The organism is Bacillus sp. FJAT-49711 (assembly GCF_018343715.1).
Lineage (GTDB): Bacteria > Bacillota > Bacilli > Bacillales > Bacillaceae_C > Lederbergia.
In genome coordinates, this window is record NZ_JAGYPL010000006.1 from 48,069 (window position 1) to 70,779 (window position 22,711).

Annotated in this window: 22 protein-coding genes and 1 riboswitch; of the genes, 19 read left to right on the top strand and 3 right to left on the bottom strand. The window is 38.7% G+C overall.

Features of this window, described 5'->3' with window-relative positions:
- Positions 1-14 precede the first annotated feature (14 nt).
- The 3 genes from KHA96_RS21190 to KHA96_RS21200 form a co-directional block, all read right to left on the bottom strand.
- Complete coding sequence (locus tag KHA96_RS21190) at positions 15-1,526, bottom strand: spore germination protein (RefSeq protein ID WP_213131343.1); 1,512 nt, start codon at positions 1,524-1,526, stop codon at positions 15-17.
- Positions 1,527-1,636: 110 nt separating this feature from the next.
- Positions 1,637-1,978, bottom strand: a complete 342-nt coding sequence (locus KHA96_RS21195; protein WP_213131344.1) for a spore coat protein — start codon at positions 1,976-1,978, stop codon at positions 1,637-1,639.
- A 448-nt stretch (positions 1,979-2,426) separates the two neighbouring features.
- A complete protein-coding gene (locus tag KHA96_RS21200; RefSeq protein ID WP_249315845.1) occupies positions 2,427-2,720 on the bottom strand; it encodes a hypothetical protein in 294 nt (97 codons plus the stop codon).
- A gap of 119 nt (positions 2,721-2,839) precedes the next feature.
- Here KHA96_RS21200 and KHA96_RS21205 point away from each other — a divergent pair, with 119 nt between their 5' ends.
- From KHA96_RS21205 to sufB, 19 genes are all read left to right on the top strand, one after another.
- A complete protein-coding gene (locus tag KHA96_RS21205; protein ID WP_349305823.1) occupies positions 2,840-3,757 on the top strand; it encodes a proline dehydrogenase family protein in 918 nt (305 codons plus the stop codon).
- Positions 3,758-3,892: 135 nt separating this feature from the next.
- Positions 3,893-6,274, top strand: coding sequence for a 3-hydroxyacyl-CoA dehydrogenase/enoyl-CoA hydratase family protein (locus KHA96_RS21210; RefSeq protein WP_213131345.1), 2,382 nt, complete (start codon positions 3,893-3,895; stop codon positions 6,272-6,274).
- Between the two features lie 62 nt (positions 6,275-6,336).
- Positions 6,337-7,509 carry an acetyl-CoA C-acetyltransferase gene (locus KHA96_RS21215; protein WP_213131346.1) on the top strand — a complete coding sequence of 391 codons (1,173 nt, stop codon included), beginning with the start codon at positions 6,337-6,339 and terminating at the stop codon, positions 7,507-7,509.
- Between the two features lie 18 nt (positions 7,510-7,527).
- Entirely contained in the window at positions 7,528-9,312 is a 1,785-nt protein-coding gene (locus KHA96_RS21220; RefSeq protein ID WP_213131347.1) for an acyl-CoA dehydrogenase family protein, read from the top strand.
- 104 nt (positions 9,313-9,416) lie between these two features.
- Positions 9,417-9,773, top strand: coding sequence for an arsenate reductase family protein (locus KHA96_RS21225; RefSeq protein WP_213131348.1), 357 nt, complete (start codon positions 9,417-9,419; stop codon positions 9,771-9,773).
- A gap of 63 nt (positions 9,774-9,836) precedes the next feature.
- The gene (gcvH, locus tag KHA96_RS21230) at positions 9,837-10,220 is read left to right on the top strand and encodes a glycine cleavage system protein GcvH (protein WP_213131349.1); all 384 of its coding nucleotides are present in this window, start codon (positions 9,837-9,839) and stop codon (positions 10,218-10,220) included.
- Positions 10,221-10,331: 111 nt separating this feature from the next.
- A complete protein-coding gene (locus tag KHA96_RS21235; protein ID WP_213131350.1) occupies positions 10,332-11,246 on the top strand; it encodes a nuclease-related domain-containing protein in 915 nt (304 codons plus the stop codon).
- 107 nt (positions 11,247-11,353) lie between these two features.
- Positions 11,354-11,608 (top strand): hypothetical protein, encoded by a 255-nt coding sequence (locus KHA96_RS21240; protein ID WP_213131351.1) that lies wholly within the window; start codon positions 11,354-11,356, stop codon positions 11,606-11,608.
- A gap of 116 nt (positions 11,609-11,724) precedes the next feature.
- A complete protein-coding gene (locus tag KHA96_RS21245; RefSeq protein WP_213131352.1) occupies positions 11,725-12,048 on the top strand; it encodes a thioredoxin family protein in 324 nt (107 codons plus the stop codon).
- Positions 12,049-12,158: 110 nt separating this feature from the next.
- Positions 12,159-12,265, top strand: a riboswitch (SAM riboswitch).
- Positions 12,266-12,378: 113 nt separating this feature from the next.
- Positions 12,379-13,518, top strand: a complete 1,140-nt coding sequence (gene solA, locus KHA96_RS21250; protein WP_213131353.1) for an N-methyl-L-tryptophan oxidase — start codon at positions 12,379-12,381, stop codon at positions 13,516-13,518.
- 21 nt (positions 13,519-13,539) lie between these two features.
- Positions 13,540-14,367: a MetQ/NlpA family ABC transporter substrate-binding protein gene (locus KHA96_RS21255; protein ID WP_213131354.1), complete on the top strand. Its 828-nt coding sequence runs from the start codon at positions 13,540-13,542 to the stop codon at positions 14,365-14,367.
- Positions 14,368-14,481: 114 nt separating this feature from the next.
- The gene (locus KHA96_RS21260) at positions 14,482-15,510 is read left to right on the top strand and encodes a methionine ABC transporter ATP-binding protein (protein ID WP_213131355.1); all 1,029 of its coding nucleotides are present in this window, start codon (positions 14,482-14,484) and stop codon (positions 15,508-15,510) included.
- Complete coding sequence (locus KHA96_RS21265) at positions 15,500-16,159, top strand: methionine ABC transporter permease (RefSeq protein WP_213131356.1); 660 nt, start codon at positions 15,500-15,502, stop codon at positions 16,157-16,159. Before KHA96_RS21260 ends, KHA96_RS21265 begins: the two co-directional genes overlap by 11 nt.
- Positions 16,160-16,591: 432 nt before the next feature.
- A complete protein-coding gene (locus KHA96_RS21270) occupies positions 16,592-16,843 on the top strand; it encodes a YuzK family famiily protein (protein WP_213131439.1) in 252 nt (83 codons plus the stop codon).
- Between the two features lie 205 nt (positions 16,844-17,048).
- A complete protein-coding gene (gene sufC, locus KHA96_RS21275) occupies positions 17,049-17,834 on the top strand; it encodes a Fe-S cluster assembly ATPase SufC (RefSeq protein WP_213131433.1) in 786 nt (261 codons plus the stop codon).
- Positions 17,835-17,851: 17 nt separating this feature from the next.
- Positions 17,852-19,162, top strand: coding sequence for a Fe-S cluster assembly protein SufD (sufD, locus tag KHA96_RS21280; RefSeq protein ID WP_213131357.1), 1,311 nt, complete (start codon positions 17,852-17,854; stop codon positions 19,160-19,162).
- A complete protein-coding gene (locus KHA96_RS21285; RefSeq protein WP_213131358.1) occupies positions 19,162-20,391 on the top strand; it encodes a cysteine desulfurase in 1,230 nt (409 codons plus the stop codon). Before sufD ends, KHA96_RS21285 begins: the two co-directional genes overlap by 1 nt.
- Positions 20,381-20,812, top strand: a complete 432-nt coding sequence (sufU, locus tag KHA96_RS21290) for a Fe-S cluster assembly sulfur transfer protein SufU (RefSeq protein WP_213131359.1) — start codon at positions 20,381-20,383, stop codon at positions 20,810-20,812. Before KHA96_RS21285 ends, sufU begins: the two co-directional genes overlap by 11 nt.
- 19 nt (positions 20,813-20,831) lie before the next feature.
- Entirely contained in the window at positions 20,832-22,229 is a 1,398-nt protein-coding gene (sufB, locus tag KHA96_RS21295; RefSeq protein ID WP_213131360.1) for a Fe-S cluster assembly protein SufB, read from the top strand.
- The last annotated feature ends 482 nt before the right edge of the window (positions 22,230-22,711 follow it).

Sequence of the window (22,711 nt, forward strand, 5' to 3'; positions counted from 1 at the left end):
GTCCTCCAGACTTTTCATTCATCAATATCCTTCTTTTTATTTTCTTTATTTGTTTGAAAGCGTACCGGCTTTTGGCTATGTAAATAACCTGGACGTAATTGCCCTTTGTAAAAAGGGAACCTAATAAAAGCATCTTTCAAGTCTGTAAGTCTTGGTGGATAAACTGGCTCTAAGTAAGGTCGCCCTAATGATTTTAATTGAATAAGATGTGCTAATATTATGCAGACGTTTATGACAATTCCGAGAAAGCCCCATAATTGAGCGAACAGCAAAAAAGGGAAGCGGATCAATCGGATTGTCGTGCTTATTTTATATACTGGTGTAGTAAATGATGCTAAAGCAGCGATTGAAACGAGAATTAACAAAACATTACTTGTCAAGCTTGCTTCAACGGAGGCCGTCCCGAGGACGATACCTCCGACGATGCCGATTGTTTGTCCAACCTTTGTCGGAAGGCGGGCTCCAGCTTCACGAAGGAGTTCTATCGTAATTTCTAAGAACAAAGCTTCCAGAAAAGGCGGGAAAGGGACATGCTTTCTGGAACTTATAATGGAAGCCATTAAGTCTTTTGGAATGATTTCTGGATGATACGTTAAAATGGCAACGTACATTGGTGTGGCAAAAATCGAAGCGGTCACTCCAATTATTCTCAAAATTCTTATGAAAGAAGCTACTCCCCAACTCATTAAATAATCTTCAGCTGAACTAAAGAAAGACATAATAGAGGATGGCCCCATAATGGCAAAAGGGGATCCATCCGAAATGACTGCAACTTTTCCCTCAACTAGTGATGAAATGACCTTTAAAGGTCTTTCACTATTTAATAACTGGGGGAAGGGAGAATTCTTGTTGTCAGCGATCATTTCTTCAATATAGGCACTATCTTGAATTTGATCAAAATTGATATTCTCTATTCTTTGTCTCATTGTGTTTATATTGTCTGTTTTGGTAAGGCCGTCAATGTAAATGATGGCTACCCTTGTTTTAGTCAATGTTCCGACGATTACTTCTTCAATTACGAGCTCTTTGATAGGAAGCCTTTTTCTTATTAAGTTAAGGTTTTTTTCAATTGATTCTACAAAGCTTTCTTTCGGTCCACCTACTGTAAATTCTACTTCAGAAGGCGATACTTCCCGTCCAACCTCTTCAGTTGCAGGTAATAACGCTACAGTTTTATCTTTGTTATTCAGCCGAATCATAATCCAGCCGGTAAGTAATTTTTCCTCTATATCAGCTGGATCCGATGTGATATTACAATCACGTGAAGGCATCATATACTTTATATCTTCAAGAGTATTAAAATTCCCATATAGTAAATAAGGCATCAAATCTTTTTGTGTAATTTTGTCATCCACCAAGGTAGAAATATATGCAACGAGAAAGGAAGTGTTTGATGGTTCATTGATTGCTTCTGATTGTTTAAAGTCTTTTGACTTGGATAATATTTCTATGATCTCCGAAAGGGATTTTACCGGATTAATAATATTGGATGTGATCTTTTTTTGTTTTTTGGAGTACAATGTCATCAATCTCTCCCTATAAAGTGAATGTTTGTTTTATCTGTGCCCGTTTTCACATAAAATATTCTTATATAAAAAAAGAGATGCAAACGGCAAGGTGTTTGCATCTTAGTCAGTTATTGCATTTGCCCGCTATAGGGGAATTGGTTTGTATAACCAGTATGCTGCTGGTATGATTGCTGAATTTTCTGCGCATCCTGGACCTCCATGCTATACCAGCCTTTTTGAAACATAAGATTGAATAAATCTCTTTGCATTTGTTGGGTTTCTGTAAAAATAGATAACAAATCATCGTATAAGTGTTGGTGACTCGCTTCGTGTAGGGCTGTTGTGTATGCTTGAGTCATATATTTTTCAGTAGAAAGCAAATCGTTTATAAAATCTCGATCATTCATTGTTGGAGTTTTAGGAACTTGAGTCGTTGGATTTTGAATTTTACTTTGATTTTGATTTTGCATAATGAGCCTCCTGTTTTATTTTCTAGCTACAGCGCTTATCGACTAGCAAACTTCCTGTCCTCTTTCTCACGATAAGTCAACATCAATTCGCCTTTCGGGCTCATTGTGTTTCCTTTATCTCAGTCAGAGGCCGAAAAAGGAACGTCGACTAAGACCCGCCACGTCCTGTGGCAACGTCGACGGACCCACATCCTGTGGGCTCGTACGTCGATGTACAGACGCTTTCGCTTTTCTTTGTCCAGCTCCAGCGTCTATCGACTAGCAAACTTCTTGTCCTCTTCCCTACGATAAGTCAACATCAATTCGCCTTACGGCTCATTGTGTTTCCTTTATCTCAGTCAGAGGCCAAAGAAGGAACGTCGACTAAGACCCGCCACGTCCTGTGGCAACGTCGACGGACCCACATCCTGTGGGCCCGTACGTCGATGTACAGACGCTTTCGCTTTTCTTATTGCATTATTGAATTGTTTTGTTGTTTTTCCTCTAAATGTCCGAGAATCTTCATATAATGTTGTTGATGCATTTGTCCGCAGGCATCTAGCTGGGTTTTGATTTGCTGGTCTTGACATTGAGAAGCTGCGAAATGAGCTTTTTTCATGACTAGTAAATTCCAAGACAACATATCATTAATATAAGCAAAATCCTTTGTAGTAATGACATGCGGCGGCTGTTGCATTAAGTTCTGTTGGTTTTGTGGCTGCTGCATCATATTTTGCTGATTTTGCATTTGTTGATTATGCATATCTAGATCCTCCTTTATTATTTCTGTACTTAGCATGCCTGACCATTTTCTTTTTTATGTAAGAAAATAAATGTTAAAATGAAAACGAACACATTAAAGGTTCAAGGGAGAAATGAATCGTGGAAAAAATAATGCGGACATTCTTTTTATTTTTATCGAAAAATAGATTCCTAACGAAAATGGCAAAAAAATATGGACTCAGATTTGGGGCTTCAAAATTTGTAGCAGGGGAAACGATTGAGGAAGCTGTCCATGTCATTAAGGAATTAAATAATAAAGGGTTATCCGTAACGATTGATTTCTTAGGGGAGTTTGTGGATAGTGAACAGGAAGCGAATGTAATGGCTGATAATTCTATCCATGCGATCCAAGCAATTAGAAAAGAAAGACTAAATGCACAATTATCATTGAAGCTTACATCAATGGGGCTTGATATTTCTGATGAACTTGTACTTTATAATATGAGGAGAATCATGGATGTGGCTGCTAGGAATCAAGTTTTTGTGACGATTGACATGGAGGATTATGCCCGTTGTGAGAAGATATTGCAAGTATATAAAATGTTAAAATCAGAGTACGAAAACATCGGGACCGTTTTACAGGCTTATTTGTATCGGGCTGAACAGGATTTAAATCATCTAGCCAGACATTCGGCTAATTTAAGACTTGTAAAAGGTGCATATAAAGAATCGGCAGAAGTTGCCTTTCCGTTTAAAGAAGAAGTGGATAAAAACTTCAAAAAATTGATTGCCGCCCATATATTAAATGGACACTTTACTGCTGTCGCCACCCATGATGAAAAAATCATTGAATATATGAAACTATTTGTTTTGGAAAAGCAGATTGACTATGACTTATTTGAATTTCAAATGCTTTATGGGATTAGGTCTGAACGCCAACTTGAACTTGTAAAAGAAGGATACAATATGAGAGTGTATGTGCCATATGGGAAGGATTGGTATGGTTACTTTATGCGCAGATTAGCGGAAAGGCCAGCCAACGTTGCATTTGTACTAAAAGGAATATTCAAAAGATAGAATTTTTTAAGATTAAAAGATTGCACATAAAGAATATTTTCGATATATTAATAATAATTATATACTCATAAGTGAGCATTTTTTTACCGTAAAAATGAATGAGTATTCATTCAAAAAATAGAGGGGGAGTTACTTTTGACTTTCAGCATTAAAAAAGCCGCTGTTTTAGGCTCAGGAGTCATGGGTTCAGGAATTGCAGCTCATCTTGCAAATGTTGGTATTCCCGTATTATTGCTTGATATCGTTCCTAAAGAATTAACAAAGGAAGAAATGGCTAAAGGATTGTCGTTAAAAGACAAGGAAGTTCGGAATCGTATGACAAACTTGGCGCTAGCAAAACTGTTGAAACAAAAGCCTGCACCTCTTACCCATAAAAATCGCTTATCATACATCAGTCCAGGCAATCTTGAAGATGATATAGAAAAATTATCGGAAGTCGACTGGATCATTGAAGTTGTAGTTGAAAAACTTGAAGTAAAAAAGAAAGTGTTTGAGCAAGTCGATAAATATAGAAAGAAAGGCTCAATCGTAAGTTCCAATACATCTGGAATCTCGGTCGAAGCAATGGCGAAAGGCCGCTCAGATGATTTTCAGAAGCACTTTTTAGGGACTCACTTTTTTAATCCTCCACGTTATTTGAAATTACTTGAAATCATTCCAACCGAGAAAACTGATAATAATGTTTTAGCTTTCATGCAACAATTCAGTGAGGATATTTTAGGAAAAGGTGTGGTTGTTGCAAAGGATACACCGAATTTCATCGCAAACCGCATCGGAACGTACGGTTTGCTTGTGACGGTAAGAGAGATGCTAAAAGGCGGATTTAGTATTGGGGAAGTTGATTCGATTACAGGTACACTGATTGGCCGGCCAAAAAGTGCAACCTTCCGGACATTGGACGTTGTTGGTCTCGACACCTTCATTCATGTTGCGAATAATGTTTACGAACAAGTTGAAGGAGACGAAAAGAAAGTATTCGAAGTACCTGAATTCATGAATAAGATGCATGAAAATGGATGGCTAGGCAGTAAGTCGGGTCAAGGGTTTTATTTGAAGCAAGGAAAAGACATATTGGAATTAAATCCAGAAACACTTGAATACGCACCACGAAAAAGCTTAAAGACCCCAGGAATTGAAATGGCAAAACAAGCAAAAGGAACGGCGCAAAAAATGAAAGCGCTTGTATACTCGGAAGATAAAGCTGGAAAGCTCCTTTGGAATATTATGGCCCCAGTACTCGCGATTTCGGCGCAACTATTAGGTGAAATTGCCGACTCGATTGTATCAATTGATCAGGCGATGAAATGGGGATTTGGATGGAGATTAGGACCATTTGAAACATGGGATGCGATTGGCGTTGAGAAATCCGTTCAGAAAATGGAAGAGCAAGGGATTCAAGTTCCTACTTTTGTGAAAGAGATGCTTGATGCAGGATTTACATCATTTTATAAGGACGTAGACGGGCGTAAGTTATATTTTTCAAATGGAGAGTATAAAGAAATTCTCAAAAATCCAAAAGAAATCGACTTGAAGGTATTAAAAAAAGAAGGGAAAGTACTTAAGAAAAATAGCGGAGCTAATTTAATAGATTTGGGAGATGACGTTCTTTTACTAGAGTTCCAGTCGCCAAATAATGCTATTGGCTTTGATATTATTCAAATGATCAATTATGCCATTGATGAAGTGGAGAGGAATTATAAAGGTCTTGTCATTGGAAATCAGGGCAAAAACTTTTGTGTTGGAGCCAATCTTGCAATGATTTTAATGGCGGCCCAAGACGATGATATTTTTGAGATCGATATGATCGTGCGCCAATTCCAGCAAGCGATGATGAAAATTAAATATAGTAAGAAGCCTGTTGCCGCTGCCCCTTTTGGGATGTCCTTAGGTGGTGGTGCAGAAGTTTGTCTTCCTTGTGCACATATACAAGCGTCGATGGAAACGTATATAGGCCTTGTTGAAACTGGAGTTGGACTTATTCCAGGAGGCGGTGGAAACAAGGAATTGTACTTGAAGCTGTTGAACGAAATGCCGGACGGAATGGCTGATTTACAAAAAGTGGCTAATCGTGTTTTTGAAACGATCGCGATGGCGAAAGTATCAACTTCTGGAGAAGAAGGAAGGGAAAATCATTTTCTAAACGATCAAGACGGCATTAGCATTAATGGGGATCATCAGCTATACGATGCAAAACAGGCTGTTATTGCGTTACACAATCAAGGCTATATCCCACCAGCAAGGAGAAAAATCCCGGTTACGGGAGAAACTGGCTATGCCACTCTCCTACTTGGAGCGGAAGCGATGCATCTATCAGGCTATATTTCCGATCATGATATGAAAATTGCGAAAAAGCTTGCTTATGTCATCGCAGGAGGAAATCTTCCTTATGGGACAGAAGTGGAAGAACAATATTTACTAGATTTGGAGCGCCAAGCATTTTTAAGTTTAATAGCAGAGCCGAAATCTCAGCAACGTATGCAGCATATGCTTGTTAAAGGAAAACCACTACGGAACTAAAAATGGAAGTTCAGGCTTAAATAATCGAAAAGTAAAACCACTAAGAACATAGGGGGGATACCATGCGAGAGGCGGTAATAGTCGCAGGAGCAAGGACGCCTGTTGGGAGAGCGAAAAAAGGAACACTTGCCCATATGCGACCAGATGATTTAGGAGCGATTGCGGTTAAAGAAACATTGAAACGTGCAGGGAATTATGAAGGGAATATTGATGATTTAATCATTGGCTGTGCCATGCCTGAGGCGGAGCAAGGCATGAATATGGCGCGGTATATAGGAGTGCTTTCTGGTCTCCCTAATACAGTACCGGCGATTACAATCAATCGTTATTGTTCATCCGGCTTGCAGTCAATTGCGTATGCAGCTGAAAGAATTATGCTAGGGAATGCTGATACGATTATTGCCGGTGGAGCAGAGTCTATGAGTCTAGTACCAATGATGGGTCATGTCGTAAGACCAAATGTCAAAATTGCCGAAAGCATGCCGGAATATTATATGGGAATGGGTCATACAGCAGAGGAGGTAGCACGAAGGTTTCATATTTCACGTGAGGATCAAGATGCGTTTGCAGTCAGAAGTCATCAAAAAGCAGCAGCGGCGATTGCGGAAGGGAAATTCAATGATGAAATTGTCCCTGTAAATGTTGTATCACGCTCTGTCGAAGATAACAAACTAGTCGAAAAAAATATAGAATTTGCGATGGATGAAGGTGTCCGTCCCAACACAAATATGGAAATTCTATCAACACTTCGCCCGGCCTTTTCTGTAAGTGGCACGGTCACTGCGGGGAATGCGTCGCAAACGAGTGATGGAGCAGCGGCGGTCATGGTTATGGACCGTGAAAAAGCTAATTCGCTAGGGCTGACCCCGATGATTAAATTCAGATCCTTTGCAGTTGCAGGAGTTGCGCCTGAAATTATGGGAGTCGGCCCTGTTGAAGCAGTTCCAAGGGCATTAAAAATGGCGGGCCTTCAACTTTCGGATATAGGTCTTTTTGAATTAAATGAAGCTTTTGCCTCTCAATCGATCCAAGTCATACGTCAGTTAGGACTAAATGAAGAAATGGTCAATGTTAATGGAGGAGCGATTGCACTTGGTCACCCACTTGGTTGTACAGGAACGAAGTTAACACTCACTCTTGCTCATGAAATGAAACGGAGGAATGTTCAATTTGGAATAGTGACGATGTGTATCGGCGGGGGCATGGGAGCTGCTGGAGTATTTGAGTTAGTTTAATGACTGGGAGGGAAAACGATGGAAAGTAAAACGGAAAAACTGATTAAAGGCGGCGCGTTTTTAATCGAAGATATTTCTGCTGACCAAATGTTTACACCAGAGGATTATACAGATGAACATAAAATGATTTATAAAACGAGTGAAGATTTCGTCGTAAACGAGGTATTACCTTTAGTCGAAAAATTAGAAAACCAAGAATTTGAACATTCTGTTAGGTTGCTGAAGCAGGCTGGAGAACTTGGTCTGCTCGGAGCTGATGTTCCTGAGGAATACGGGGGATTAGCTCTTGATAAAGTGAGTTCTTCTCTTATTTCCGAGGCAATGTCTAGAGCTGGAGGATTCTCGATTTCCCACGGAGCTCACGTAGGAATCGGCTCTCTTCCAATTGTTCTATTTGGAAATGAGGCACAGAAGGAAAAATATTTACCAGCACTTGCAACAGGTGAAAAGCTGGCTGCATATGCGTTAACAGAACCAGGATCAGGTTCAGATGCACTTGGAGCAAAAACGACTGCTAAATTAAATGACGCTGGAACTCATTATCTTTTAAATGGAGAAAAACAGTGGATTACGAATTCCGCTTTTGCCGATGTATTCATCGTATATGCGAAAATCGATGGGAAACAGTTTTCCGCCTTTATCGTGGAGCGTGATTTCCCAGGGGTTTCGACTGGGGCGGAAGAAAAGAAAATGGGCATCAAAAGCTCATCGACACGAACATTGATTTTAGAAGATGCAGAAGTACCTGTTGAAAACTTGCTTGGCGAAGCGGGAAAAGGGCATCGAATTGCATTTAATATTTTAAATATTGGCCGCTATAAGCTTGGAGTTGGGGCCGTAGGTGGTTCGAAAAGAGCTTTTGAAATTACCGTGCAATATGCGAATCAGCGGAAGCAATTTAAAACACCAATATCACAGTTTAATTTGACGAAGGAGAAGTTCGGAACGCTTGGCGCCGAGCTATATGCTGCAGAAAGTTCTGTTTATCGTACAGTTGGTTTGTTTGAAGATCGCATGAGCCAATTAACAGAAGAACAAATAAAGAACGGTGCAGATGTAGCGGTTTCCATAGCAGAGTATGCCATTGAATGTTCATTAAATAAAGTTTTTGCATCGGAAGTTCTTGACCATGTTGTGGACGAAGGAGTCCAAATTCATGGCGGCTACGGTTATATGCAAGAATATGAGATCGAAAGAGCATTTCGTGATTCTCGCATTAATCGTATTTTTGAAGGGACGAATGAAATCAATCGATTGCTCGTGCCAGGAACCTTTTTGCGAAAAGCATTTAAAGGAGAACTGCCATTACTGGAAAAGGCCCAAACCTTGCAGGAAGAATTAATGATGTTAATGCCAGAGGACCCTGGTGACGCACCTCTTGAACAAGAAAAACATTTAGTAAAAGGAACGAAAAAAGTAGCTTTAATGATTGCGGGACTTGCCGCACAAAAATACGGTCAAGAGCTGGAGAGGGAGCAAGAAATTTTAGCAAAGCTTGCGGATATTGTTTCATTTGCATATGCGATGGAGTCTACTGTTCTCCGGACTGAAAAAGCAATTGATAAAGTGGGTCTTGAAAAAAGTACACAAAAACTTCTTTATACTCAAATTTTCTGCCAAGACTCCATCGTTAAAGTCGAACAGCTAGCACGGGAGAGCCTGGCAGCAATTGAAGAAGGCGACATGTTTAGAATGATGAATTCAGCATTAAGAAAATTAATTCGCCACACGCCAATTAATGTCATTGCCAAAAAGCGGGAGGTAGCTGAAAAATTAATTGATGCTGAGCGATTTGTTGTGTGAATTTTGATATGAATGAAAGGGCATCGAAATGATCGATGCTCTTTTACGTTAAAATCATTTCTATGTTACAATTAATGTAATGATTGGTTGGAGGGATATAATTAGTGTTAACCTTTTATTGTTATCCAAAATGCGGTACATGCCGCAAAGCTAAAAAGTGGTTGGAGGATCATCAAATTAAATATAATGAAATACATATTGTTGAAAATACTCCAACAAGTGAGGAAATCGAGAAAATCTATAAAAACAGTCATTTGGAACTTAAGAAATTTTTCAATACAAGTGGAAATAAATATCGAGAGCTTGGATTGAAGGATAAAATAGGAACCTTAACGGAGAAAGAACTATTTGACATCCTTTCCAGTGACGGCATGCTTATAAAACGCCCGCTCGTAACTGATGGAAATGTGGTTACTCTCGGTTTTAAAGAGGAAGATTATGAAAAGACTTGGAATAAATGATTTCTTGATTTAGATGATGCGTTTTTGTACATTAATAATAGATAATATGATGGAGGGATCTAGATGAATACACCAACAGATTTGCGATATTCTGAAGAACACGAATGGGTAAAAGAAGAGGGCGGAAAAATTCGTATTGGCATTACTGATTTTGCTCAATCGGAGCTAGGGGATATAGTTTTCGTTGAACTTCCAGAAGTTGGTGACGATGTTACAGCGAACGAGCCATTTGGAAGCGTAGAATCAGTAAAAACTGTTTCCGAACTATACGCACCAATTAGTGGGAAAGTTGTAGCCGTAAACGAAGATCTAGACGATAGCCCAGAATTCGTAAACGAATCCCCATATGAAAAAGCTTGGATGATTGTGATCGAACCTTCCAATTTAAGTGAAGTGGACAGCCTAATGTCTGCGGATGAGTATGTGAAAATGATGAGTGAAGAGTAATTTTATTGGAGAAATGCACTGAGGCGTGAGCTGAGGTGTGTTTTTTTATGAGTTGAATAAATAGGGCTTATTTCATACAATTAAGATAATTACAATAAAAGGATGTGGAAAATGGAAATTAAACAAAGAGTTGAAAGTAAAGAATTAAAGGTGTATAGGATTTTAAATAGTAGAAAAGTATTGTCTATTAAGGAAGCAGTACATCTAGCAAACCTTGAAAAAGGGTATGAAGGAGAACTATTGTTTGACGAACGATTAAGAAAAGTAAAGAATGATTGGCTAGTACTCAATGATCTGCAGTTGGAAAGCAACAATAATGACTTCCAAATCGACTCGCTCATAATAGCACAAAAACCAGCAATATTGTTTGAGATTAAAAATTATGAAGGAGATTATTATATCGACGGTGATAAATGGTTTTACAACAACGGTACAGAAATCCTAAATCCAGTATCCCAGCTCGAAAGAAGTGAAATGCTACTTCGAAGAATGCTTAGGGATCTTAGCCACAACGTCCCCATCGAAACCCACCTTATTTTCATCAATCCTGATTTCCACTTATACAATGCCCCGCGAAATCTACCTATCATATTCCCAACCCAACTAAATAGGTTTTTTGATAAACTAACTAAAATGCAATCAACCATATATGAGCGCCATAAAACACTAGCACGTAAACTTTTTTCTGAGCACAAGACGGATTTCCCTTTGAGGAAAATACCAAAATATAGCTATGGGGAACTGCGGAAAGGGGTTACGTGTGCGAGTTGTTATTCATTTATGATAGAAAGTAAAAAGTCCTTCATAGTATGTAAAAATTGTGGAAGTATAGAAAAAGTTGAGTCGGCAATTTTACGGAGTGTAGATGAATTAAGTCTTCTTTTTCCAGAAAAGAAAATCACAACAAGTGGGGTCTTTGAATGGACTAAAGGAATAAAAACTACGGAAACGATTCAAAAGATTCTATTAAAGAAATTTGTTAAAATTGGAAGTACGAAGGCATCATATTATGTAAAAAAGAGTTAAGATAACAAAAAAACTATTACTGTATATACTTTACGAAGATCCAACGATAATTCTCGATGCAAATCATGGAACTATCGATTTGGTCGATAATCCGGGTATAATTCTCGATGAAAATCATGGGACCTATCGATTTGGTCGATAATTCAGGGATAATTCCCGATGAAAATCATGGCACTATCATTTTGGTCGATAATTCAGGGATAATTCTCGATGAAAATCATGGGACTATCAATTTGGTCGATAATCCAGGGATAATTCCCGGTGAAAATCATGGAACTATTGCTTTAGTCGATAATCCAGCATCAATTCTCGATATCAAAAATAAATTAAACTCGAATTTCTTCTTAACATTTAAAATTTAATACAGAATAAATGTCTTATCTAGTTGTTGAAATTCAATTAAACAATATTTAGTATTGTTGTATAAGGATAATAAGATTTTTTTAAAAAATATCCTAAAAAGGATGATTTTTCTTCTATGAAAGAATTAACGAAAAAAGACATCATACAAGCAAGCGAACAACCCAACACAACCATACTTTACTTTTACACTCCCCTCTGCGGCACCTGTCAAGTGGCGGGGAAAATGCTCGAAGTTGTTGAGCAAATGCATCCCGATACTACTTTTGGAAAAGCAGATTTAAACTATAGCCCTGAAATGGCGGAGATGTTTTCAATTGAAAGCGTCCCTTGTTTAATAATCGCAAAAGCGGGCAAGGTTCAAGAAAAAGTCTATGCATTTAAATCAGTTCCCTATTTGCACGAGCTTATATCAAGATACAGCGGCCACTCCGAACGATAAATTACAAATCTTCGACATATTTCCTAGGTAATTTTTCGCTCCCACCTGTTGACTCGTAAAAAAGTCTATGATAATATGACTTTCATACCTTACAATTTCATATCTTTAAACTCTTATCAAGAGAGGTGGAGGGATGTGCCCGATGAAGCCCGGCAACCGTCACGTAAGTGAAATGGTGCCAATTCACACAAAGCTTAATTGCTTTGAAAGATGAGGGAAGGATTTTTAATTATTTATGCCTTTCTGCTCATTTTTGCAGGAAGGTATTTTTATTTTGAAAACAGACCTTCTCCAATCGACAATACTACTTTACAGCGGGGTGAGAAAAGCATGACGAAGGATTTTACATGGGATGTTGCGGTAGTTGGACTTGGCTCTATGGGAAGCTTTGCTTTTTGGCAGCTTGCTCGAATGGGAGCCAATGTTGTTGGCTTTGACCGCTATAGACCGGGTCATGACAAAGGGGCTGGACATGGAGAAACGAGAATTTTCCGTACAGCCTATGGTGAAGGTGTTGAATATGTTCCGTTACTCAAGGAAGCGCGAAAGCTGTGGAGAGAATTGGAAACAGAGACAGGAATAGAGTTATATACCGAAAATGGTGGTACGATGTTTGGATTAAAAGATGATCCTTTCATCAAAACAGTAGAGGAAAGTGTGAATACATTTGCGCTTCCTCACAAAAAATATTCTGGAGCCGAGGCTCAAAAAGTATATCCTCAAATTAAGTTCCAAGATAATCAAGTGGCAATTTATGAGGAATATGCTGGCTTCATAAAACCTGAATTATCCATCGAAACTGCTGTGAACCGAGGAGAAGAATTAGGTGGAACTGTCTTTACAGACAGCCCTGTGAAAAATATCCAAGCGGATGAAGATGGAGTAACAATTATATGTGAGGATAAACAATTTAGAGTTAAAAAAGTGATCGTTTCATCAGGCGGTTGGACTTCCCATCTTCTTCCTGAACTAAAATTGCCGCTTTCACTCGAACGGCAAGTACTAGTTTGGTATGATGCGAAAGATCCTGAACAGTTTACATCAGAAAAATTTCCGATTTTCTCACGAATGAAAGATGGGATAGGATTTTATGGATTCCCAACTGTTGATGGGAAAACAGTCAAAGTTGCCCTGCACCATGGTGGGCAAATCTTCAATCATCCGGATGAAGTAGACCGGGAAATACACAACTCAGATCTAGAACCGGTTACCGAACTAGTGAAAGAATATTTCCCAGATCTTATTCCTGTGCCGGTTAAAGCCAAAACATGCTTCTATACGAATACACCAGACGAACACTTTATCCTTGGAGCTGCACCAGGTTTACCAAATGTAACATTACTTGGCCCAATGGCAGGACATGGATTTAAGTTTGCTCCCGTCATGGGGAAAATTGCGGCGGAACTAGCAACCGATAAAACATTAACACTTGAGATCAGTATGTTCGATCCAAATCGATTCAATAAATAAAAACGAATGAGGGATATTATAATGAAGAAATTATTTGCTGTGATTTTGTTAGGATTAGTTTTAGTATTATCTGCTTGTGGCTCTAATGGTAAATCAGATGTGATTAAGGTAGGAACGACTACATCAGAAATGCCAACTTGGAATCTTGTAAAAGAACTGGCTGAAAAAGAAGACATTAAAATTGAGGTTGTCAAATTTGATGATTATGTTCAACCAAATCTTGCAGTGGATAGCGGAGAAATTGATATTAACGCATTCCAAACTGTTGTTTATTTTGATAGTTTTAAAGAGGATCGCAAACTAGATTTAGCTGCTATTGGAACAACAAATATTTGGCCAATGGGTTTGTATTCTAAAAAAGTAAAGGATCTAAGCGAGCTGAAAGATGGGGATCAAATTGTCATTCCTAAGGACCCAACAAACTTAGGAAGAGCCCTTTTATTACTTCAAAAAGCTGAACTAGTTACATTAAAAGAAGGTTTTGATGGTACAGGCGGAGTAGAAAATATTGTGGAAAATCCTAAAAATCTAGAAATTACTCCGGTTGATGCTGGCCAAACAGCTCGCGGTCTTGATGATGCAGCTGCTTCTATCATTAACTCTGACATGGCAATCAATGCAGGCTTAAATCCTACAAATGATCCTATTTTCAGAGAAGATGCCAGCAACAAAGCTTATGTAAATATTATTGCTGCTCAAACAAAACGCAAAGATGACGAAACGTTAAAGAAAATTGTAGACATTTATCATACAGATGAAGTGAAAAGCTTTATTGAAAAAGAATTTAGCGGAGCTGCCGTTCCGGTTAGAGAGCCGATTTCATTCTTGGATGATTATAAACAAAACTAATCATTTACCATTAGCCTGTTTTCTAGAAAACAGGCTAATGGTTTATATATTTATCGATATATTGTAAAATCGAAATGCTCGTTGAAAATATTTAATGAAGTAAGGAGAAAACATATGCTTGTATTAGAAGAAGTTCATAAAGTGTATGGGAAACAGAAAGAGAAACAAGTCGTAGCCCTACAAGGGATTAATCTCTCCGTTAATAAAGGAGAAATATTTGGAGTCGTGGGTTTTAGCGGAGCTGGGAAAAGTACATTGATTAGATGTGTTAATTTATTGGAGCGGCCGACTTCCGGTAAAGTTTTAATCAATGGCGTCGACCTCCTATCACTTTCACCAAAGGCATTACGGGAACAAAGAAAGAAAATTGGCATGATTTTTCAAAACTATAATTTATTGCATTCGAAAACGATTTTTCAAAATGTTGCTATGCCGCTTAGTTTGGAAGGAAAGCCTAAAGCGTTCATTAAGGATAAAGTGACAGAGTTATTATCGTTTGTTGGATTAGAAGATCGAATGAATCATTATCCCGAGCAATTGTCGGGCGGACAGAAGCAAAGGGTTGGAATTGCTCGGGCCCTTGCCACAGATCCAGATATCCTTCTATGCGACGAGGCAACTTCTGCACTTGATCCAAGTACAACAGAATCAGTATTGGAATTGCTGCGAAAAGTCAGGGAAGAATTCGGTCTCACCATTTTAATGATTACGCATGAAATGAATGTCATCCGCGATGTTTGCGATAAAGTGGCCGTCATTGAAGGCGGAAAAATTGTTGAGCAAGGATCGGTCATTGATGTGTTTACAGAACCTAAAACGGAGATTGCAAGAAGCTTCGTAAGGACTGTATTAAATGATGAGACTCCTAATTCTATTAAAGAATTAATAAAGACGAACTCAGGAAAAACATATCGGATTATCTTCAAAGGGATTTCTACAAGCGCTCCGCTTTTATCCGACACAGCCAAAAAATTCTCAGTCGATCTGAATGTATTTCATGGAATGCTCACCGAACTGCAAGGAATTCCTTTCGGCAACCTATTAGTAAATATACAGGGTGATCCAGATGAAATAGAACGTGCAGCGCAATATATGAAGGATCAAGCTGCCATTGTAAGGGAGGTTACTCAAGATGCACTTTGAGTCTTGGTTTTGGCCCGAGTTTTTCACTTCCATAAATGAAACACTTTATATGGTGATTGTAGGTCTTATTATTTCTATTATAATAGGAATACCAATCGGTGTTATTTTAGTCGTTACGAGAGAAGGAGCCATCTTAGAAAATAAAATACTCTATAATGTTTTAAACATTGTGATTAATATTTTTAGATCCATACCTTTCATCATTCTTATAGTGGCCATTATTCCGTTTACCCGATTTATTGTCGGAACTTCGATTGGAACAACTGCTGCTATCGTTCCGCTCGTTCTATATACTGCCTTTTATATAGGAAGGTTGATTGAAAACTCATTACTTGAAGTAGACCAAGGAACGATTGAATTAGCTCAAGCAATGGGAGCAACACCGTGGCAAACGATATGGCGTTTTTTACTCCCTGAAGCTTTAAGCTCTATTGTTCTAGCTTTAACGGTTGCAACGATCGGTTTGATTGGGGCATCGGCAATGGCTGGAGCAGTAGGTGCAGGCGGAATTGGAGATTTGGCGATCACTTACGGTTATAACCAATTCAAAACAGAAATAATGATTATTACGGTCATAACACTGATCATTATGGTCCAATTAGTTCAATCATTTGGCAACTGGTTAGCAAAAAAAATAAGAAGAAATTAATTTACTTCCGGGCATTTTGCTCGGATTTTTTTAAAAGTAAAGAAATTATAAAATTTTACCCGATTCCTATTTAAAACAAGTCTTTCATTGTCTAGCTTCAGGCGCCCAGAGACTAGCAAACTTTCAGCTTCTTTCTACGATAAGTCAACATCAGGTGAAATTTAAAGTGCCAATTTCACTAGGTGAAATTTGAAGTGCCAATTTCACTAGCTCGTTCCTCGCCGTGTTTCCTTTATCTCGTCAGAAGCTTAAAAAGTTTGTACGTCGCTGAACGGGCGCTTTGCGCTTTTCTTATAGGACTTTTTCATCAAAAGAAAATAAGGGTGATAATGCTTACATCCCTCTTCAAACTCGCTCTCCGCCTATATTTGTTCACTATTTTCTTCAATTTTTTTATTTTCACGGAAGTTTTTTTTCGTTATAATAGGGAATGTGAAAAAAGTCAGTGAAGTTAAATTTGGACACCAAGGTCCCAACAAACGAAAGGATTGGTTTTTTATTAATACCTTAGATATGCAGTACACAAACGGGATGGAAAAAGCGATGTACGGTGCACATGGAGTGGGGTACGAAACATACAAGCGGCAACATCAAGTTAGGGTGACAATTGAGAAAAAACGCGAAAAAGAGTACGTTCTTTCTCAAAGGGTAAAATCTGGGTTGGAAAGAAAAATTCATTCGTGATTCTTTAATAATAATAAAAAAATGCGATAAATCAAGGGCGGACGTAAACAGCGTCGGCCCTTTAAAATTGGGGATAATTCATTGGCTAGACCTAATATTTCCTCCTAGTTGATAATAATTTTAATATGATATAAGATAAGAATGAGAATAAATTGAGAATGAACTCATCAAAATAAGAAAATCACTTTGTTTATACGGAGGTATGATCATGGCTTCAACATTAACTATTAAGGATCTTCACGTAGCAATTGAAGATAAGGAAATATTAAAAGGTGTGAACCTTGAAATAAAAGGTGGAGAAATCCACGCAATCATGGGTCCTAACGGGACTGGAAAATCAACATTATCTTCTGCTATTATGGGTCATCCAAAATATGAAGTAACTAGTGGTTCCATTACGCTTGATGGTGAAGATGTGTTGGAAATGGAAGTAGATGAGCGTGCACGCGCAGGCTTGTTCTTAGCGATGCAATATCCGAGTGAAATCAGCGGAGTGACAAATTCCGACTTCCTGCGTACATCTATCAATGCACGTCGTGAGGAAGGGCAAGAAATTACATTAATGAAATTTATCCGTGAATTGGATAAAACAATGGAACTGCTTGAGATGGACCTTGACATGGCACAACGCTATTTGAACGAAGGATTCTCTGGCGGGGAGAAAAAACGTAATGAAATTTTACAATTGATGATGCTTAAACCAAAAATTGCAATATTGGATGAAGTTGACTCAGGTTTAGATATAGATGCTTTAAAAATTGTTTCTAAAGGAATCAATGAAATGCGCTCAAGTGACTTTGGTTGCTTAATCATTACCCACTATCAACGCCTTCTTAACTATATTACTCCTGACTACGTCCATGTGATGATGCAGGGCCGCATTGTAAAATCTGGTGGTCCGGAGCTTGCTCAACGCTTGGAATCAGAAGGTTATGACTGGATCAAAGCAGAGCTAGGAATTGAAGACGAAACAGTTGGTCAGGAAGCATAAGTGTAAGGAGGATCATAATGACAATCGATACGAAAATGAATATAGATATGGATTATATCCGTTCTTTTTCATCTGAAAAAGGTGAACCTGAATGGCTTACCGAGTTACGGCTCAATGCCTTTGCTTTATCTGATGAAAAAGCTTTGCCAAAACCAGATAAAACAAGAATTAATAATTGGAATTTCACAGAGTTCACTAAACACAAAGCTGAAGGAAGTAGGATTCAATCGCTAGATGAACTGCCTGAAGCAGCAAAATCAGTCGTTCATGTAGAAAACACGAATCAAAATCTTTATATTCAACACAATCAAACAGCTGCTTATCTTTCACTTTCAGAAGAATTAAAAGAACAAGGTGTTATTTTTACAGATATTTTTACTGCTGCAAAAGAACATCCTGAACTTGTTCAAAAGTATTTCATGAAAGATGCTGTAAAAGTTGATGAGCATAAGCTTACTGCTTTACATGCTGCTTTGTTAAATGGTGGTGCATTCCTTTATATTCCGAAGAACGTTGAAGTAAAAGACCCGGTACAAGCTGTTTTTATTTTTGATGATAAAGAAGCTGCGATGTTTAACCACGTTCTTGTTGTAGCGGATGACAATAGTTCTGTCACTTATGTGGAAAACTACATTTCAACGAATGAAGAAGTAAGTGGTGTTGCTAATATCGTTGCGGAAGTCATTGCTAATAATAATGCTAAAATTGTCTTCGGTGCAGTTGATACTTTGGCTAAAGGCTCCACGATTTATGTGAATCGTCGTGGTGTAACGGGCAGAGATGCTACAGTTGATTGGGCTCTTGGTATGATGAATGACGGCAATACCATTTTTGAAAATATTACGAACTTAATTGGCGATGGCTCCAGCAGTGATGCTAAAACCGTTGTTGTAGGCCGAGGAAAGCAAACACAAAACTTTACGACAAGTATTGTCCACTACGGTAAAAATTCAACAGGCCATATATTGAAACACGGAGTTATGAAAGATTCTGCCTCTTCTATATTTAATGGAATTGGTAAAATTGAAAAAGGCGCTTCCGGAGCAAACGCTGAACAGGAGTCACGCGTATTAATGCTAAGTGAAAAAGCTCGTGGAGACGCAAATCCAATTTTACTCATCGATGAAGATGATGTAATTGCGGGACACGCGGCATCTGTAGGCCGCGTGGATGAGCTTCAGCTTTACTACTTAATGAGCCGTGGAATTACACGTGCTGAAGCAGAAATATTGATTATTCATGGATTCTTAGCACCAGTTGTTGAAAATCTTCCTATTGATGCAGTAAAACAACAGCTTACTGACATTATCGAAAGGAAATTAAGATAATGAATAGTTTAGAGGTTCGCAAACTTTTTCCAATACTTGACCAGGAAGTAAACGGGCATCCACTCGTATATCTGGACAGCGCTGCGACCTCACAAAAGCCTGCCCGGGTAATTGAAGTATTAGATGAATATTATCGTGAATATAATTCTAACGTTCACCGTGGCGTTCATACGCTCGGAACGAAGGCAACCGATCGGTATGAAGCGGCTCGTGAAAAGGTTAGAAAATTCATTAATGCTTCTTCAACAGAAGAAATTATTTTTACTAGAGGTACAACGACTGCCCTTAATACTGTTGCGGTAAGTTTCGGAATGGAAAATCTCAAAGAGGATGACGAGATCGTCATTTCTTATATGGAACACCATAGCAATATTATCCCTTGGCAGCAATTAGCGAAGCGCACTGGCGCAAGGCTTAATTATATTCCACTTCAAGAAGATGGTTCAATCAGTCTTGAAGAAGCACGCAAGACGATTACGTCTAAAACGAAGATCGTCTCAATCATGTATGTTTCAAATGTTCTTGGAGTCATTAATCCTATTAAAGAGCTTGCCTCAATCGCACATGAAAATGGAGCGATTATGGTGGTAGATGGTGCCCAAGCTGCACCTCATATGAAAATAGATGTACGAGATTTAAATTGTGATTTCTTCGCTTTTTCCGGACATAAAATGTGTGGACCTACTGGGATTGGCGTTTTATATGGAAAGAGAGAGCATCTTGAAAAGATGGAGCCCATTGAGTTTGGTGGAGAAATGATTGATTTTGTGGGCTTGCAAGAATCTACTTGGAAAGAACTTCCATGGAAATTTGAAGCAGGCACTCCTATCATTGCAGGTGCAATTGGTCTTGGTGCAGCGATTGACTTTTTAGAGGGAATTGGTCCTGAACATATATTGGACCACGAACATCATTTAGCAGCTTATGCTCTTGAAAAGATGTCAGCAATAGAAGGAATAACAATATATGGACCTAAAGAGGCTGAAAAACGTGTGGGTGTGATTACATTTAATTTAGAGGATGTCCATCCACATGATGTAGCGACCGTTCTAGATTCTGAAGGAATTGCGATTCGTGCAGGTCATCACTGTGCCCAGCCGCTTATGAAGTGGTTGAACGTATCTTCAACGGCAAGAGCAAGCTTTTATTTATACAACACGGAACAAGACATTGATAGGCTTGTAGATGGGCTTGTCAAAACAAAGGAGTATTTCACGAATGTCTTTTAATAACCTAGATGCACTCTACCGCCAAGTGATTATGGATCATTATAAAAACCCTCGCAATAAAGGGTCCTTAAGGGATGGGAACCTGACTGTCGATATGAATAACCCGACATGTGGAGACCGGATTCATCTTACAATGAAGGTGGAGGACGGAAAGGTAACAGATGCAAAGTTTGAAGGTGAAGGATGCTCTATTTCAATGGCATCTGCGTCGATGATGACCCAAACAATTATTGGGCAAGATGTCGAGACAGCTGTTAAACTTTCGCATATTTTTTCCGACATGATACAGGGAAAAGACTACGATGACGACCTAGACCTAGGTGATATTGAAGCGTTGCAAGGTGTTTCTAAATTCCCTGCACGCATCAAATGTGCAACCTTAGCATGGAAAGCAATGGAAAAAGGGTTGCAAGAACAGTAAAAGAATGGAGGAATGAAGAATGGCTAAAAAAGCACCAGAAATCGGTGATTACAAATATGGCTTCCGAGATCGAGATGTCTCCATTTTCCGTTCTGAGCGGGGATTAACGAGAGAAATCGTTGAGGAAATCTCTAAAATGAAAGAAGAACCACAATGGATGCTTGATTTCCGTTTAAAATCTCTTGAGCATTTTTATAAAATGCCAATGCCGCAATGGGGTGGAGATTTAAATTCATTGAACTTTGACGAAATTACGTATTACGTAAAACCGTCTGAGCAAACAGAACGTACTTGGGATGAAGTTCCTGAAGAGATTAAGCAAACATTTGACAAGCTTGGTATTCCGGAAGCTGAGCAAAAGTATCTAGCAGGGGTATCTGCTCAATATGAATCTGAAGTTGTTTACCACAACATGAAGCAAGATCTTGAAGATATGGGGATTGTTTTTAAAGATACGGATTCTGCATTAAAGGAAAATGAAGATATTTTCCGTGAGCACTGGGCAACCGTTATTCCTCCAACAGATAATAAGTTCGCAGCATTGAACTCTGCTGTTTGGTCAGGTGGATCATTTATTTACGTCCCTCCTGGCATCAAAGTAGATACTCCGCTCCAAGCATATTTCCGAATTAATTCAGAAAATATGGGGCAGTTTGAGCGTACACTTATTATCGTCGATGAGGGAGCTTCTGTTCACTATGTTGAAGGATGTACTGCTCCGGTATATACTACGAACTCACTTCATAGTGCAGTTGTTGAAATCATCATTAAAAAAGATGCATATTGCCGTTATACAACAATCCAAAACTGGGCGAACAACGTATACAACCTCGTTACAAAACGTGCGGTTTGTGAAGCGAACGCTACAATGGAATGGATTGACGGAAATATCGGATCAAAGCTAACGATGAAATATCCTTCTGTATTGTTGAAAGGTGAAGGCGCACGTGGAATGACTCTATCCATTGCACTTGCTGGAAAAGGCCAACACCAAGATGCAGGAGCAAAAATGATGCATTTGGCACCAAATACATCATCAAGCATCGTATCAAAATCAATCTCACAACATGGTGGAAAAGTAACATACCGTGGAATCGTTCATTTTGGACGTAAAGCGGATGGCGCTAAATCCACAATCGAGTGCGATACAATCATTCTAGATAACAAATCAACTTCTGATACAATTCCATACAATGAGATCTTGAATGACAATATCTCATTGGAACACGAAGCGAGAGTTTCGAAAGTATCTGAAGAACAGCTCTTCTATTTAATGAGCCGTGGAATCGGTGAACAAGAAGCGACAGAAATGATCGTTATGGGCTTCATCGAACCATTTACAAAAGAACTTCCTATGGAATATGCGGTTGAGATGAACCGACTCATAAAATTCGAAATGGAAGGTTCTATCGGTTAATAACTTTAATCCCCGTCACTTTATATTTGTGACGGGGATTTCTTAGTTGCACCCCACAATTTCATGGTTCTTTCCTGTATAAAATTCTAATGCTATCATTACAATAAAATAAGGAAGTGGGTGGAAAACCGCCCAGAAAGTTGCAGCAGTAATCCGACTCAATGGCGCTAAGCTAGTGTGCGGGTTATTTCTCTTTTTGTTAGCAATAATAAGCTAAATGTTATGAACGCTAGCATAACGATAATCGTTTGCCAAATATCGATATTCATCATTCCACTTGACAACATAGCTTAATTGATAACCTTCACCCTTGAACACCGATGTGCAAAGGTCACCAATAACATGATTGTTGACCATCCTCTTCGAAAACCGATGTGTTTATGTCACCAATAGCTTGATTGGTAGCCTCCGTCCTTGAAAACCGATGTGCAAAGGTCACCAATAACATGATTGTTGACCAACCTCCTTGAAAGCCGATGTGT